This window comes from Novosphingobium anseongense (assembly GCF_037482895.1).
Taxonomy (GTDB): domain Bacteria; phylum Pseudomonadota; class Alphaproteobacteria; order Sphingomonadales; family Sphingomonadaceae; genus Novosphingobium; species Novosphingobium anseongense.
The window spans coordinates 391,920-406,688 of sequence record NZ_JBBHJZ010000003.1 but is presented as its reverse complement, the minus strand read 5'-3'; the positions used below and the strand labels follow the sequence as shown (position 1 = coordinate 406,688).

16 protein-coding genes are annotated in these 14,769 nt (G+C 68.4%); 9 read left to right on the top strand and 7 right to left on the bottom strand.

Annotation, left to right across the window (positions count from 1 at the left end; all coding sequences use genetic code 11):
* Nucleotides 1–206 precede the first annotated feature (206 nt).
* Complete coding sequence (locus WG901_RS15905; RefSeq protein ID WP_339588076.1) at nt 207–998, top strand: exodeoxyribonuclease III; 792 nt, start codon at nt 207–209, stop codon at nt 996–998.
* Between the two features lie 29 nt (nt 999–1,027).
* Nucleotides 1,028–2,065: a GTP cyclohydrolase II gene (ribA, locus tag WG901_RS15900; RefSeq protein ID WP_339588075.1), complete on the top strand. Its 1,038-nt coding sequence runs from the start codon at nt 1,028–1,030 to the stop codon at nt 2,063–2,065.
* Between the two features lie 187 nt (nt 2,066–2,252).
* Here ribA and WG901_RS15895 read toward each other — a convergent pair whose 3' ends face one another.
* From WG901_RS15895 to WG901_RS15885, 3 genes are read right to left on the bottom strand one after another with little or no spacing between them, the layout of a single operon-like run.
* Nucleotides 2,253–2,552, bottom strand: a complete 300-nt coding sequence (locus WG901_RS15895) for a hypothetical protein (RefSeq protein ID WP_339588074.1) — start codon at nt 2,550–2,552, stop codon at nt 2,253–2,255.
* A gap of 57 nt (nt 2,553–2,609) precedes the next feature.
* Complete coding sequence (locus WG901_RS15890; RefSeq protein ID WP_339588073.1) at nt 2,610–2,963, bottom strand: hypothetical protein; 354 nt, start codon at nt 2,961–2,963, stop codon at nt 2,610–2,612.
* Between the two features lie 46 nt (nt 2,964–3,009).
* Nucleotides 3,010–3,966, bottom strand: coding sequence for a right-handed parallel beta-helix repeat-containing protein (locus tag WG901_RS15885; protein ID WP_339588072.1), 957 nt, complete (start codon nt 3,964–3,966; stop codon nt 3,010–3,012).
* Nucleotides 3,967–4,093: 127 nt separating this feature from the next.
* Between WG901_RS15885 and WG901_RS15880 the strand changes: the two genes are divergently transcribed.
* Entirely contained in the window at nt 4,094–4,987 is an 894-nt protein-coding gene (locus WG901_RS15880; RefSeq protein ID WP_339588071.1) for a DMT family transporter, read from the top strand.
* Here WG901_RS15880 and WG901_RS15875 read toward each other — a convergent pair.
* The 3 genes from WG901_RS15875 to WG901_RS15865 are packed head-to-tail and all read right to left on the bottom strand — an operon-like array spanning nt 4,984 to nt 8,221.
* Nucleotides 4,984–5,382, bottom strand: coding sequence for a nuclear transport factor 2 family protein (locus WG901_RS15875; RefSeq protein ID WP_339588070.1), 399 nt, complete (start codon nt 5,380–5,382; stop codon nt 4,984–4,986). The genes WG901_RS15880 and WG901_RS15875 overlap by 4 nt on opposite strands.
* Entirely contained in the window at nt 5,379–7,718 is a 2,340-nt protein-coding gene (locus tag WG901_RS15870) for a xanthine dehydrogenase family protein molybdopterin-binding subunit (RefSeq protein ID WP_339588069.1), read from the bottom strand. The genes WG901_RS15875 and WG901_RS15870 overlap by 4 nt, the downstream gene beginning before the upstream one ends.
* Complete coding sequence (locus WG901_RS15865) at nt 7,715–8,221, bottom strand: (2Fe-2S)-binding protein (protein ID WP_339588068.1); 507 nt, start codon at nt 8,219–8,221, stop codon at nt 7,715–7,717. The genes WG901_RS15870 and WG901_RS15865 overlap by 4 nt, the downstream gene beginning before the upstream one ends.
* 146 nt (nt 8,222–8,367) lie before the next feature.
* On the opposite strand from WG901_RS15865, the gene WG901_RS15860 reads away from it, so the two are divergent.
* Nucleotides 8,368–9,006 carry a LysE family translocator gene (locus WG901_RS15860; RefSeq protein WP_339588067.1) on the top strand — a complete coding sequence of 213 codons (639 nt, stop codon included), beginning with the start codon at nt 8,368–8,370 and terminating at the stop codon, nt 9,004–9,006.
* On the opposite strand, the gene WG901_RS15855 is transcribed toward WG901_RS15860, so the two are convergent.
* On the bottom strand, nt 9,003–9,209 hold the full coding sequence (locus WG901_RS15855; protein WP_339588066.1) for a hypothetical protein: 207 nt from the start codon (nt 9,207–9,209) through the stop codon (nt 9,003–9,005). The genes WG901_RS15860 and WG901_RS15855 overlap by 4 nt on opposite strands.
* Before the next feature lie 197 nt (nt 9,210–9,406).
* Between WG901_RS15855 and WG901_RS15850 the strand changes: the two genes are divergently transcribed.
* The 5 genes from WG901_RS15850 to WG901_RS15830 are packed head-to-tail and all read left to right on the top strand — an operon-like array spanning nt 9,407 to nt 14,646.
* Nucleotides 9,407–11,182 (top strand): DEAD/DEAH box helicase, encoded by a 1,776-nt coding sequence (locus tag WG901_RS15850; RefSeq protein WP_339588065.1) that lies wholly within the window; start codon nt 9,407–9,409, stop codon nt 11,180–11,182.
* 14 nt (nt 11,183–11,196) lie between these two features.
* Complete coding sequence (locus WG901_RS15845; protein ID WP_339588427.1) at nt 11,197–11,658, top strand: YaiI/YqxD family protein; 462 nt, start codon at nt 11,197–11,199, stop codon at nt 11,656–11,658.
* Nucleotides 11,659–11,668: 10 nt separating this feature from the next.
* Nucleotides 11,669–11,848 (top strand): hypothetical protein, encoded by a 180-nt coding sequence (locus WG901_RS15840; protein WP_339588064.1) that lies wholly within the window; start codon nt 11,669–11,671, stop codon nt 11,846–11,848.
* Nucleotide 11,849: 1 nt separating this feature from the next.
* Nucleotides 11,850–13,472, top strand: coding sequence for an NAD(P)/FAD-dependent oxidoreductase (locus WG901_RS15835; RefSeq protein ID WP_339588063.1), 1,623 nt, complete (start codon nt 11,850–11,852; stop codon nt 13,470–13,472).
* Entirely contained in the window at nt 13,465–14,646 is a 1,182-nt protein-coding gene (locus tag WG901_RS15830) for a BaiN/RdsA family NAD(P)/FAD-dependent oxidoreductase (RefSeq protein WP_339588062.1), read from the top strand. The genes WG901_RS15835 and WG901_RS15830 overlap by 8 nt, the downstream gene beginning before the upstream one ends.
* The last annotated feature ends 123 nt before the right edge of the window (nt 14,647–14,769 follow it).

Sequence of the window (14,769 nt, the reverse complement as noted above, 5' to 3'; positions counted from 1 at the left end):
GGCGGGTTTCCCCCCTGTTGCCCGCGCCTCCTGGTAGGCCGCTCTGACAAGCGTGACGAACGCACAAAGGAACCCTCGTCCCTCTTGCCCCCGGGACGAGGGTTTTCTTTTGGCTCCCCCCGAAGCCGCCCCATAGAACGACGCGGCCTGGCCGACTTTCAGCCGGTGGGCTGGAAATCCGGCGGCGGGCTCCCTAAAGCCCCTGCATGGTCAAGATCGCCACGTGGAATATCAACTCCGTCCGCCTGCGCGCGCCGCAGGTCGAGCGCTTCCTCGCCGAGCAGGCGCCCGACGTTCTGTGCCTGCAGGAGATCAAGTGCGCCGAGCACCTGTTCCCGCACGACGTGTTCGAAAAGGCCGGCTACACCCACCGAGCGGTCCACGGCCAGAAGGGCTATCACGGCGTCGCCACGGTCAGCAAAATCCCGCTGCGCGAATTCGGTCGTCACGACTGGCAGGACAATGGCGAAGCCCGCCACGTGGGCGTGGAACTGCTCGGCCCCGGTCAGGGTCTATTGCTCGAGAACGTCTACATTCCCGCGGGCGGCGACGTCCCCGATCGCACGGTCAATCCCAAGTTCGGCCAGAAGCTCGACTTCCTCGAGCGCATGACGCGCTGGGCCGACACGCTCGACCGGCCGACCCTCATCGTCGGCGACTTCAACATCGCCCCGCTCGAAAGCGACGTCTACGACCACAAGGCGCTGATGAAGGTCGTCAGCCACACCGCGATCGAGATTGAAACGCTCCAGCGCTTCGCCGACGCGCATGGTTGGGTCGATCTCGGCCGCAAGCATATCCCCTCGCCCGAACGCAACTGGACCTGGTGGTCCTATCGCACCTTCTGGCAAGAGAAGGACCGTGGTCGCCGGCTCGATCACATGTGGGCCTCGCCCGATCTCGCCGCGCAGTCGGTCGGCCATCGCTTCGTCGAGGAGACGCGGCGCTGGGAACAGCCGTCGGACCACGTGCCGCTGATCACGGAGTTCGATCTCTGAGCACGGGCGAACCATCGGGCGCGCGGCGCGTGGCGCTGGCGATCGACGCGCTTCGCCATGGCTGGCCGATCGCCCTGGAAGGCGCGTTCACGCTGCTGCCCGCCGAAACCGGCTTCGACACGGGCGTCACGGCGGCGCGTATGCTGATTTCCTCGGCGCGCGCGGTGACGCTCAAGCTCGCCAACCAGCGCGAAGCCGCGGCGCCCGAAGCACCCGTGCTGATCCGCGCAGCCGAACCTTTTGACCTGGCCGGCGCGCGCGCTGTCGCCGATCCCGCACTCGACTTGCGCTATCCGATGAAGGGGCCCTTCGCTGCCGATCATCTCGATCACGCCGAGGCGGCACAGGCGGCGATGGAACTGGCGCGGCTGGCCGGCGTGCTTCCCGCGTTCCTTGTCGACCCAACCCCGGCCGGCGAGGCTCAGGCAGTCTCGGCGGCCGATCTTGCCGAATGGAAGGACACCGCGCGGCTCTCGATCGCCGCGCGCGCGCGGCTGCCCGTTGCCGCCGCCGAAGATGCCGAGATCGTCGCCTTTCGTTCGGCCGACGACCTGCGCGAGCACGTCGCGCTGGTGATCGGCAAGCAGGATGGCGATCGCGCGCCGCTCGTCCGACTCCATTCGGAATGCCTGACCGGCGACATCCTCGGCAGCCTCAAGTGCGATTGCGGCCCACAACTCGACGCCGCGCTCGCGGCCATGGCGGACGAGGCACGCAACGGGGGCTGGGGCGTGCTGCTCTACATGCGCCAGGAAGGCCGGGGCATCGGCCTGATCAACAAGCTTCGCGCCTATGGCCTGCAGGACCAGGGCTTCGACACGGTCGACGCCAACAACCGCCTGGGCCTGCCCAGCGAAGCGCGCGATTTTCCGGTCGCCGCGCGGATGCTCGAACTGCTCGGCGTTCACGCGATCCGGCTTATGACCAACAATCCCGAGAAGGTCCGCGCGCTCGAGGCCGAGGGCGTGACCGTGGCCGAGCGGGTCCCGCATCAATTGCCGGCAAACCCGCACAACGCGCGCTATCTCGATACCAAGCGCGACCGCACCGGACATCTGCTGACCTGAAAAGACCCTCCCGGAATGGGAACGGAGGCTGCGGCGCGGACGCGCGCCGGAGGGCGAGAAGGCGCTTAGGGGATGCGCCAGGGGGATCGGTACTCGCCACTCTCCAAAGGACAGCCCCCTTCCCCATTCCGGGAAGGAGTTGGGACGGAGCCCGGGGGTCCAAACCGGCTCCGCCCGCGTCAGACGGTCAGAAAGCCCGCCAGACGATCACCAGGACGAGCAGTCCGGCCAAGCCCGCGATCAGCAGGCCTTTGATCCAGTCCTTGCCCGAGATCGGATCGATGTGTTCGGCGCGGAAACGGCGATAGGGCTCGACGATGTCGGGATTGCTGGCGACCATCGCCACGTCGAGCGCCGTCGCCTCCTTGCGGAACCAGCCGAGGAGCGCGGCGAGGCGCTCTTCACTGAGATGCGGATAGTCGGCGAGCGCCGCTTCCATATGGATGCGACGCTTGGCGCGCGCCGCATCGGTCTGCGTATCTTCCATGGGAAACTTCCTGATCTTGCATGCGAAGCGTGCGCGAAAGCGCACGGGCGGCAGAGATCAGGCGCGCGGTGGTGCGCGCGGGGCAGCGTTCCAGGATCGGAATTCGAAAGCCGGCGGTCCGGTCGAATCGGGGCGCGGCGCCGGCAGCACGGCCAGTTCGGCCGTTCGCGCGGGCGTCACCGCAACGGGCGTGGAGAACGGTACGATCGGCTGCGGTGCGACCGCCTGCCGCTGCACCCTCTCGCCGCGCTGCACGTAGAGCGCGACTTCCTGCGTGCTGGCCGAGAAGGCCGAGCCGCTGCGCCGTTCGAGCGACGGCGGTGCCGCGTCGAGCGCCTGCAGGCCGATCGTCGCCAACAGCACGGCCGCCCACAGGCGAACGAGAGTCAGGGAAGGCAGGCTGCGCAGCATGACCCACAGGTAGGCGGCGAAGACTGAATGCGCAATGAAAGAGCGTTCAGCGCCGGTCGTTGCGCAGGATGCCCGCGGCGAGCGCGTTGGCCCCGATCACGAGCTGGTCACCCGACCAGTCTGCAACGAAGGTGCTCTCACGCTGCACGCCCGGTGCAAATCGCGCGTCGTTGCGCTCGACCGTCAGGCCGTTCGAGCTGTGCTCCCGCGCTTCGGCACCGACGGCGATGAAGGCGGAGTAGTTCTCCTTGTTCTCGCCCTGGACGAACAGGTTGTCGGCGATCCGCCCGGTCGATCCGGCGGGCAGATCGATCATGTAGTTGGTACCCTGGCCCTGGCTGTCGTCGAAGCTGGAATTGAGCACCGCGACACGCCGCGCACGGCTCTTGACGTAGTGCCCGCCGCGGCCCGTCTCGAAACGGCTGCGCGTGACGGTCAGGGCGCCATAGTCGCCGATGTAGAGCGAATGCGCGCAGCCGCCCGAGCCTTCGCAGGTACCGAGCCCCGAGAAGGTCGACTTGTCGATCGTCACCGTCGAGCGCGGGTCGTCGGCCGAGAGGATGCCCTGCTGGCTGTCGCGGAACCACGACTGCGAGACCGTCAGGTTGCCGCGCTCGAGCCGGATGCCCGCGCCGTTCATGTCGCCGACGTGGATATTGGCGAAGACAAGCCCTTCGATCCGCGCCGCGCGGCCGCGCAGCACCAATGCGGCCTTGCCCTCGCAGGCGACGCCTTCGATCACCGACTGGCCGGGTTCCTGCGCGACATAGGTGATGTCGCCCGCCTCCTGGACCGCACAATCCTGGAAACGCGCGGTCATGAAGCGGATCGTGCCGATGCGCCCGCCGATCGCGTTCACCGCGTCCTGCAGCCGCTTGTAGGTCTTGCCCGTCTCGACCACGGTATAGGGCGCGGCCGGCTGCGGTTGCGGCTGCGCATCGGCCGGAAAGGCAGCGAGAAGCACCGCAAGCGGCGCGAATCCGAGGCGCAGTGAAGCTTTCATCAATCGTCTCCCTATCGCGCATCGGCCCGCGCGCCACGCGCAATTCCGCGCGCGTCCAGCCACGGCACACCATGATCTCAAAGGATTAACGGTTGACATCGGGCGCCCGGACCGGCTTGCCGCCGCCATGACCGAACGCTCCGCCACTCCACGATACGATTGGACCTGGCGGCACCTCGCGGCGCTGCTCGGCGGCAATTTCGCGCTGGCTCTGGGGCCTTGGTCGGTGCGGTTGTCCGATGCCGGGCCGGTTGCGACTGGGTTCTGGCGGCTGACCCTGGCGCTCCCCGTGCTGCTGCTGCTCGCCATGGCCAACCGCCAGAAGATCGTCGGATTCAGCCGCCGCACCTGGATAGCGGTCGCCGGTGCGGGCCTGTTCTTCGCCGCCGATCTCGCCGCCTGGCATATCGGCATTCACGGCACGCGGCTGGGGAACGCCTCGCTGTTCGGCAATTCGGGCAGCCTGATCCTGATGGTCTGGGGCGTGATCGCACTGCGCCGCGCGCCCCATCGCGGCGAGTGGCTGGCGCTCGGCGCCGCCAGCGCGGGCGCCGCGATCCTGTTCGGGCGCAGCCTCGAGATCAGCACCGCGACCTTGGTGGGCGACCTGCTCTGCCTGCTCGCGGGGTTCTTCTACGCCTTCTACATCCTGCTGCTGCAAAGCGAGCGCGCGCATCTGGGCGCCTGGGCGCTCCTGTTCTGGTCGAGCCTGGCCGGCGCGCCCTTCCTGCTCGCCGCGGCGTTGTGGACGGGCGAGACGGTCCTCCCGCACAACTGGTGGCCGCTGCTCGCGCTGGCCTTGGGCAGCCAGATCATCGGCCAGGGATTGCTCGTCTATGCGCTGCGCCACTTCCCGCCGCTGATCATCGGCCTGACCCTGCTGACCCAGCCTTCGGTCTCGATCGTCGCCGGCTGGTTCGCCTTCGACGAGACGCTGGGCTTTTGGGACCTGGCGGGCATGATCCTCGTCGCCGCCGCTCTGGTGCTCGCCCGCGCGGGCGAAAAGCCGGCCGCGACCTAGCGCTTCGCCAGCAGGTCCACGATCGGGAGCGGGTTGAAATACTCGGTGTGCTCGATCACCTGGCCGTCGCGCACCCGCGTCAGCATCACATAGTCGTTGGCATAGGGATCGCCGTTGGCCATCACCACCTGCGAGCGCGCGATGGTGACGAAGAGCTCGGGATCCTCGGTGGCGCGGATAGTGACGTCGACCCAGTCGAAGCTGCGCTTGGTTCCCCAGTGATGCCCGAGCGTGTCGCGCGCCTCGTCGAAGCCCGTCATCACCGGCATGACCCCCGGCGGTGCATAGGGCAGGCGGACCACCACGTCGGATGAGACGCGTTCGTCCCAAGCCTCGGCCGGGCCCATCGCGGTGATCTCCATCCAGTGGCGGATCAATGCTTTGGGATCGCTCATATCGCTTCCTCCAGCCTGACCGCGGCCTCGGCGCGCTCGATGTGTTCGAGCACGCGATGCGGCGACAGCGGCAGCGCGACGTCGAGCGGACCGAAGGGCGCCAGCGCATCGGCGATCGCATTGACGAGGGTCGGCGGGCCGATGATCGCCCCTCCTTCGCCCACGCCGCGCATGCCGCCGATCGTCTGCGAAGGCGTGTTGGCATGGAGATATTCAAAGTCGGGAATGTCGGTGTAGGCCGGCATCAGATAGTCCTTGAACGTCGCGGCCAGAGGATTGCCATGCGCGTCGTAGGGCATCTCCTCGAGCAGCACCTGGCCGATCGCCTGGGCGAGCCCGCCGGCGATCTGGCCTTCGACGATACCGGGATTGATGATCGTGCCGCAGTCCTCGGACGAGACCCAGCGCTTGATCGACACGAACCCCGTTTCAGGATCGACCTCGACCATGCAGGCGTGCGCGGCGCTGGTGAAGGTCATCGGCGGCGGCTGATAGCGGTATTGCGCCTCGAGCCCGGTCTCCATGCCCTCGGGCAGGCGGAACGGCTCGCCGTGCGCGATCTCGGCGACTTCGCGCAGCGGCCGGCTCATCTCGGGAGCGCCGGCGATGTGGATCATGCCGTCCTCGATCGTGATCGTCTCGGGGCTGGCGTTGTAGAGATGCGCGGCGATGCGCTTGACCTTGTCCGCCAGCAGTTCGGCCGCGCGCCACGACGCGCCACCGGCAATCACCCCCTGGCGGCTACCCGCTGCGCCTGGCGAATAGGAACCGATCGCGGAATCGCTGTCGAACACGGTTACGTCGTCATAGGCCACGCCGAGCCGGTCGGCGATAACCTGCGCCATCGTCGTCGCCATGCCGTGGCCCTGCGAATGGGTTGAAAGCATCGCCGTAACCTTGCCCGTCGCCTCGATGCGGACCTGTGCGGTCTCTCCGGTCAGCGGCGTCATGATGCCCGCGACCGCGGTCGGCTCGACATAGGTGGTCACGCCGAGCCCCAGATAGCGCCCCGACTTGCGCGCCGCAGCCTGCTCCTTGCGAAACGCGGCGACGTCGACCTCGGACAGCAGTTTTTCCAGGCATTCGTAGGGCGTGATGTCGGTGACGGTGATGTCCATGCCCGTGGTCATCGGCTGATCTTCCCGGCGCACGAGGTTGCGCCGGCGCAGTTCGATCGGATCGATGCCGATCTGCCGCGCGGCATCGTCGAGCAGGGTCTCGCGGATCAGCGATTCGAGCGCCCAGGGGCCGCGATAGCCGCCGAGCCCCATCGTGTTGGTGTACCAGCCGCGCGTGTGGAACGAATAGGCGGGCAGCTTGTAGGCCGGCCACATGAACATGTGCACGGCGATGTTGCAGTCCTCGCCCATCGGCCAGGCGCCGTTGTTGATCGAGCAGTCGCCGTGCGCCGCGAGCAAGTGCCCTTCGGCATCGAAGCCTGCGGTCAGGGTAATCTCCTGCTCGCGCGCGTGGCTCGAGGCGGTCAAAGATTCGAACCGGTCCTCGATCCACTTCAAGGGCCGGCGGAACAGCTTGGCGGCAACGATCACCGCCATCTCCTCGCGCCAGGGCATGTTCTTGAGCCCGAAGGCGCCGCCGACGTCCTTGGCGACGACGCGGATCGCTTCCTGCGGTACGCCGAGCACGGTCGAGACATAGCGCGCGACGAAGTGCGGGCTCTGGCACGAGATATGGATCGTCAGCTCTTCGGCGCCGTCGAACGAGGCGACGCAGGCGCGCGCTTCCATCGGCGACTGGGCGATGCGCTGGTGGCGGATCGTCTTGGTGACGCGGTGCGCGGCCTTGTCGAGGATAGCCTGGACCGCTTCGGGGATCTCGGCCGCCCCCATTTCCTGCGAGCAGTTCGATTCCGTTCCCGGATGCACGAGCGCGCCGCGCGCGGCGTCGGCGATCGTGACGACGGGCACCTCTTCGTCGATCTCGAGCTCGACCAGCGCCGCGGCGTCTTCGGCGATTGCGCGGCTCCCGGCGATGACCAGCGCCACCGGATCGCCGACGCAGGCGACGCGGCCGTTCGCGAGCAGCGAGATCGGCGCGGCGACCGGCGTGAAGAAGAAGGTCATGAGTTGGATCGGCACCTGACCGATGTCGGCATGGGTGTAGATCGCGTGGACCCCGGGCAGTTCGCGCGCGGCCTCGAGGTTGAGCGCGGTGATCGTCCCGCGCGCGACGGGCGAGCGGACGAAGACGCAGTGGAGCATGCCCGGCATGCGCACGTCGTCGGTATATTGCCCACGTCCGGTGAGCAGCCGCGCGTCCTCCTTGCGCGGCGCGCGCTTGCCGACCATGCGGCGGAACGGAACGCCCGCATTCATGCGTGCTCTCCGGCGGGTTGCGCCGTGCCGGTGAGTTGGCGGATAGCGCGGCGGATGCCCTGATAGCCGGTGCAGCGGCAGATATGCCCAGACATCGCCGCCTCGAGATCCTCGACCTCGGGTCTGGCACCGTCGGCGGTCAGCGCGGCGAGCGTAATCGCAACGCCGGGGGTGCAGAAGCCGCATTGCAGCCCGTAGTTGTCGCGCAACGCCTGCTGGACCGGATGGAGGCTACCGTCGGCCTCGGCGAGCCCCTCGATCGTGGTCACCTCGGCGCCGTCGGCCTGGACCGCGAGCATCAGGCAGGACCGCACCGCCTGGCCGCCTTTTCCATTTTCGGCGAGCATGACCGTACAGGCGCCGCAAACGCCGTGCTCGCAAGCGAGATGCGTGCCCGTATAGCCGAGTTCCTCGCGCAGGAATTCGCCGAGGCTCGTACGCGCCTCGACAGTGGCGCCGTGACGGCGCCCATTGACGGTCAGTTCGATCCGATGCTCGCTCACGCGGCGTCCCTCTCTCAATTGCCTCTGGGGCTTTGCCGGAGCATCCCGCGCGCCGGCCGCCGCCGTCAACCGCAATAGTCAGCACGAAGCGCCCGCGCGTGCCAAACCACGTGCCCCGAGCGGCAGATTGTCCTAAGGGCCTCGGCATGCTCGATCCCGCGCGCCTTGCCGCCTTCACGCTCGTCACCGGCGCGACCAGTCTCGTACCCGGACCGCAGATGCTTTTCGTGATGACCCAGGCTGCCTGGCGCGGCCCCCGCGCGGGCATGGGCGCCCTGGCGGGGCTGCAACTCGGGAATCTATGCTGGTTCATCATGGCCGGGCTCGGCCTCGGCGCGCTCGCGACCGCCTCGCGTCACGCCTTCACCGGTCTGGCCGTGATAGGCGCGCTCTATCTCGCCTGGCTCGGCATCCAGGCGATACGCGATGCCGGAAAGGGCGGACACGTCGAAACCGCCCCGCCACGCCGCGCGCAGTCGGCCAGTCTGCGCGACAGCCTGGCGATCGCGCTGAGCAATCCCAAGTCGCTGGTCTACGTGCTGGCGCTGCTGCCGCCTTTCGTCGATCCGCGCCAGCCGGTTGCGCCGCAGCTGGCCGTGCTCGCGGCGATCGCCGTCACCTGCGATTTCCTGATCGGCACCGTCTATGTCGTGGCGGGTAGCAAGCTCGCGGCGGCGATGCAGCGCCCCGCCCTGCGCGCGCGGCTCGAATGGGGCGTGGGTGCCGTCTTCCTGCTGATCGCGGCCGGCGTGATCGCCGGCCTCGTCCGGAGCGGCGGCCTCTAACTATCCAGTTTGAACGTCCCGTCGGGGAACTGCATCGTGCGGTTGAGCCGGTCGATCACCTCTTCCATCGGTTCAATCACGGTCACGCTGCGGCCTTCGCCAAAGCGGATGCGCGTACCTTCGCTTACCGAAGAAATGAAGGTAACCTGGGAGGCATTCACGGCCGTCACAACGCGATCGACGCTGGTGAACTTCACGAACATGCCTGGCTCCTCGTTGTTGTTTGGAGAGCGATGGTAGCCGTTTACACTCGCATGGCCAGCCGAATTGCGCCGCATACCTTGGTATGAAGGCCGCATTTTCGTTGTGTTGCGATTGCGAAGAGCCTATCGCGCGCCACATATGCGGACCCGCGGCCCGACCGCAGGCCAAGCGGCGTCGCCCTTACAAGCAAGAGAACATGACCTTTCAAAACCTTCCCACGCTTCTGTCCGAAGCGCTCGCAGCGCGTGGCTATGCCGCACCCACACCCGTCCAGGCGGCGGTGCTCGAGGCCGAGGCCGAAGGGCGCGACCTGATCGTTTCGGCGCAGACCGGCTCGGGCAAGACCGTCGCCTTCGGCCTCGCCATGGCGCCGCAGCTGCTCGACGAGGCCGGCCGGCCGCGCATGGCGCAGAGCCCGCTGGCCCTCGTGATCGCGCCGACGCGCGAACTGGCGCTCCAGGTCAGCCGCGAGCTCACCTGGCTCTACGAAGGCGCCGGCGTGAAGGTCGCCACCTGTGTCGGCGGCATGAACCCGTCGCAGGAACGCCGCGCGCTGTCCTATGGCCCGCAGATCGTCGTCGGCACCCCGGGCCGCCTGCGCGACCACCTCGAACGCGGCGCGCTGCACCTGCAGGAGCTGGCCGCGGTCGTGCTCGACGAGGCCGACGAGATGCTCGACATGGGCTTCCGCGAGGATCTGGAAGAGCTGCTCGACGCGACGCCCGAGGGCCGCCGCACGCTGCTGTTCTCGGCGACCATGCCGCAGCCGATCGTCGCGCTCGCGCGCCGCTACCAGCGCGACGCGCTGCGCATCTCGACCACCAGCGAGAACCGCGGCCACGGCGACATCGCCTACCAGGCAATCGCCATCGCCCCGGCGGACATCGAACGCGCCGTGGTCAACCTGCTGCGCCTGCACGAGGCCGAGACGGCGATCCTGTTCTGCGCGACGCGCGACAACGTCCGCCACCTGCATTCGAGCCTGACCGAACGCGGCTTCGCCGTGGTCGCGCTGTCGGGCGAGCACAGCCAGAACGAGCGCAACCACGCGCTGCAGGCACTGCGCGACCAGCGCGCACGCGTCTGCGTCGCCACCGACGTCGCCGCGCGTGGCATCGATCTGCCGAGCCTGACGCTCGTCGTTCACGTCGAGATCCCGCGTGACGCCGAAACGCTCCAGCACCGCTCGGGCCGCACCGGCCGCGCCGGCAAGAAGGGCACGGCGATCCTGCTCGTGCCCTATCCGCGCCGCCGCCGCGTCGAAGGCATGCTGCGCGGCGCGCGCATCGCCGCCGAATGGGTCAATGCCCCCTCGGCCGCAGACATCCGCGCCGCCGACAGCGAGCGCATGCTCTCGGCGCTGCTCGCGCCGGTCGAGATCGAGGACGAGGACCGCGAGCTCGCCGCCAAGCTGATGGCCGAGCGCAGCCCCGAGGAGATCGCTGCTGCGCTGATCCAGGCGCACCGCGCGAAGATGCCCGCGCCCGAGGAACTGCTCGCCACCGATGCGCCGCCGCCGCGGGGTCCGCGCGAAGGGTTCGAGGGTTCTTCGTGGTTCCGCATGAACGTCGGCCGTCGCCACAACGCCGATCCGCGCTGGATCCTGCCGCTGATCTGCCGGCGCGGCCATGTCAGCCGCAGCGACATCGGCGCGATCCGCCTCGCCGCCAACGAGACGCTGTTCGAGATCGCCAGCCCCGTCGCCGCGCGCTTCCTCGATGCCGTCCAGCGCACGGCCGGCGAGGATGACGGCGTCGAGATCGTCGCCGCCGACGGCGCACCGCGCGAAGAGGCCCGCCGCAACCGTCGCGACCATCCGGGCGCCGGTGCACGTCCGCACGCTGGCCCCGGCGGCCACCCCGGGCCGCACAAGCCCAAGCCCTATAGCCGCGAACACGGCAACGGCGGCCGTCCGGACAAGCCGTTCCACAAGAAGGCAGTCTGGAAGAAGCGGCCAGAGCAGGCGCGCTGATGACCGGCGCGGGGATTCGCATCCTCGTCGATGCCGACGCCTGCCCGGTCAAGGAGGAGATCTACAAGGTCGCCTTCCGCCTGCAGGTGCCGGTGACGATCGTCTCCAACAGTCCGATACGCGTGCCGCAGCACGCGTTGATCGACCGCGTGGTGGTCAGCGACGGCTTCGATGCGGCCGACGACTGGATCGCCGAGCGCGCCGCGCCGGGGGCGGTCTGCGTGACCGCCGACATCCTGCTGGCCGATCGCTGCCTCAAGGCCGGTGCCACGGTGATCGCGCCCAACGGCAAGCCGTTCACCACGGCCTCGATCGGCTCGGCCATCGCCACCCGCGCGATCATGGCCGACCTGCGCGCCGGCGGCGATTCGATCGGCACGCAGATCGGCGGGCCGCCGCCCTTTTCCAAGACCGACCGCTCGCGGTTCCTCTCGGCGCTGGACGAGGCGCTGGTGAAGGCGATGCGCGGGCGCTAAGGGACCCGACATGGCCGAAAAATTCGAACGACATCGCCAGCCCTGGACCGCGGACGAGATCCAGAAGCTGCACACGCTCGCCAAGAAGGGCATGGCGCTGAAGGCGATCGCCAAGGCGCTCAAGCGCAGCGAGGAATCGACCAAGGACCGCGCCAAGGCCGATGGGCTGAGCATCGCCAAGCTGCGCTAAGATGATCCGCCTGTCCGACCTCAAACTGCCGCTCGACCACCCGGCCGAAGCGCTGCCCGAAGCGATCTGCGCGCGGCTGGGCATCGCGCCGGAGGCTTTGCAGTCGTTCACCGTGTTCAAGCGCGGCAACGACGCGCGCCGGCGCAACGCCGTGCTGCTGGTCTACACCGTCGACCTAGAACTGGCCGACGAGGCCGAAGTCCTCGAACGGTTCGCCGGCGACAAGGACGTCCGGCCCACGCCGGACATGACCTATCGTTTCCCGGTGATGGCCCCCGCCGGCTACAGCGGCAAACGCCCGGTGGTCATCGGCGCCGGCCCCTGCGGGCTCTTTGCCGGGCTGATCCTCGCGCAGATGGGCTTCAAGCCGATCATCCTCGACCGCGGCAAGGTCGTGCGCCAGCGCACCAAGGACACCTGGGGTCTGTGGCGCCGCAGCGAGTTCAACCCCGACAGCAACGTCCAGTTCGGCGAGGGTGGCGCCGGCACCTTCTCCGACGGCAAGCTCTATTGCCGTACCAAGGATCCGCGCTTCCTCGGCCGCAAGGTGCTCGAGGAATTCGTCAAGGCGGGCGCCCCCGACGACATCCTCTGGGAAGCGCACCCGCACATCGGCACCTTCCGCCTCGTGACGATGGTCGAATCGATGCGCGAAACGATCGAGGCGCTGGGCGGCGAATACCGCTGGCAGACGCGCGTCGACGACATCGAGCTGGAAGAGCTCACGGATGGCCAGAAGCGCCTGCGCGGCCTGCACCTCGCCGACGGCAGCTTCCTCGACACCGATCACGTCGTCATGGCGATCGGCCACTCGGCACGCCCGACCTTCGAGATGCTCCACGCGCGCGGCGTATTCATGGAGGCCAAGCCCTTCTCGATCGGCGTGCGCATCGAGCACCCGCAAAGCTGGGTCGATCGCGCGCGCTACGGCAATTGCGCGGGCCACCCCGACTTGGGCGCCGCCGACTACAGCCTGGTCCACCACGCCTCCAACGGGCGCTCGGTCTATTCGTTCTGCATGTGCCCCGGCGGGCGCGTCGTCGCCGCAACCTCCGAGGAAGGCCGCGTCGTCACCAACGGCATGAGCCAGTATTCGCGCGCCGAGTTCAACGCCAATTCGGGCCTCGTCGTCGGCATCGATCCGGCGCGCGACTATCCGGGCGGGCCGCTCGCCGGGATCGAGTTCCAGCGCAAGTGGGAAAGCCTGGCCTATCAGGTCGGCGGCTCGAGCTATGCCGCACCCGGCCAGAAGGTCGGCGACTTCCTTGCGGGCCGCGCCTCGACCGAACTCGGCGAGGTCACGCCGTCGTACAAGCCCGGCGTGACGCTGACCGATCTCGCGCAGTGCCTGCCCGACTATGCGGTCGAGGCGATCCGCGAGGCCCTGCCCGTGTTCGGTCGCCAGATCGCCAACTACGACCATCCCGACGTGGTGATGACGGGGGTCGAGACGCGCACCTCCTCACCGCTGCGGATTACGCGCGGCAAGGACTTCCAGAGCGTCAACGTGGCGCGCCTGTTCCCCGCCGGCGAAGGCGCAGGCTATGCCGGCGGCATCCTCTCGGCCGCGATCGACGGGATCAAGGTGGGCGAGGCGGTCGGCGCTTCGATCCTGAATGGCTGAATACGACGCCATAGTCCTCGGCGCCGGCGCGGCCGGGCTGATGTGCGCGGCGACCGCGGGGCAGATGGGCAGGCATGTGCTGCTGGTCGATCACGCCGAGGCGCCGGGCAAGAAGATCCTGATCTCGGGCGGCGGGCGCTGCAACTTCACCAATGTCCACGCCAAGGCGGAGAACTACCTCTCGGCCAATCTGCACTTCGCCAAGTCGGCGCTCGGCCGCTATCGCCCGCAGGACTTCATCGACCTGGTCGATCGCTACGGGATCGCCTGGCACGAGAAGACCCTAGGCCAGCTGTTCTGCGACGGTTCGGCCCGGCAGATCGTCGATCTGCTGCTGGAGGAATGCCAAGCGGGCGGCGTCACCTTGCTGCTCGGCCATCCGGCAAGCGCGATCGACCATGCCGACGGCCGGTTCCGCGTGACCATCGACGGGCAGGCCCACACGGCCCCCGCACTCGTCCTAGCCACCGGCGGACCGTCGATCCCGAAGATGGGCGCTACGGGTTTCGCCTATGACGTCGCGCGCCAATTCGGCCTCTCGGTGGTCCAGCCGCGCCCCGCGCTGGTTCCCTTCACTCTCGGCGATGACGAGGTACTTTTCCGCGAGCTCTCGGGAATCTCAAGCGAAGTTGAGGTTCGTTGGAACAAGGTAAAATTCCGCGAGGCGGCGCTGTTCACGCACCGCGGGCTCTCGGGCCCGGCGATGCTGCAGATCTCGTCCTACTGGCAGCACCGCACGCCGATCGGCGTCAACTTCCTGCCCGATCGCGGCGCCGACTGGCTGCTGACCGAGAAGCGCGAGCACCCGCGCATGCAGTTCGCAACGGTGCTGTCGCGCGGCCTGCCCGATCGCCTGGCCGCAGCGCTGGGCGAGCGACTGGCACTGGCGGGCGAACTCGGCAACCTGTCCGACAAGGCGCTGCGCGCAGCCGAAGCGCGGCTGCGCGACTGGCAATTCGCACCCAACGGCACCGAGGGCTATGCCAAAGCCGAAGTCACCGCCGGCGGCATCTCTACCGCCGATCTGTCGTCGCAGACCATGGAGGTCAAGCGCACGCCGGGGCTCTATGCGATCGGCGAGGCGGTCGACGTCACCGGCTGGCTCGGCGGCTACAATTTCCAGTGGGCCTGGGCGAGTGGCAGGGCTGCGGGGCAGGCGATCGGGGAGCAGTAGATCCTCCCCTGCAAGGGGAGGTGGCAGCGCGGAGCGCTGACGGAGGGGTGTAACCCTTTCGATGGCGGCCCCCCCCTCCACCACCAGCTTTGCTGGCGGTCCCCTCCCCTTTCAGGGGAAGAT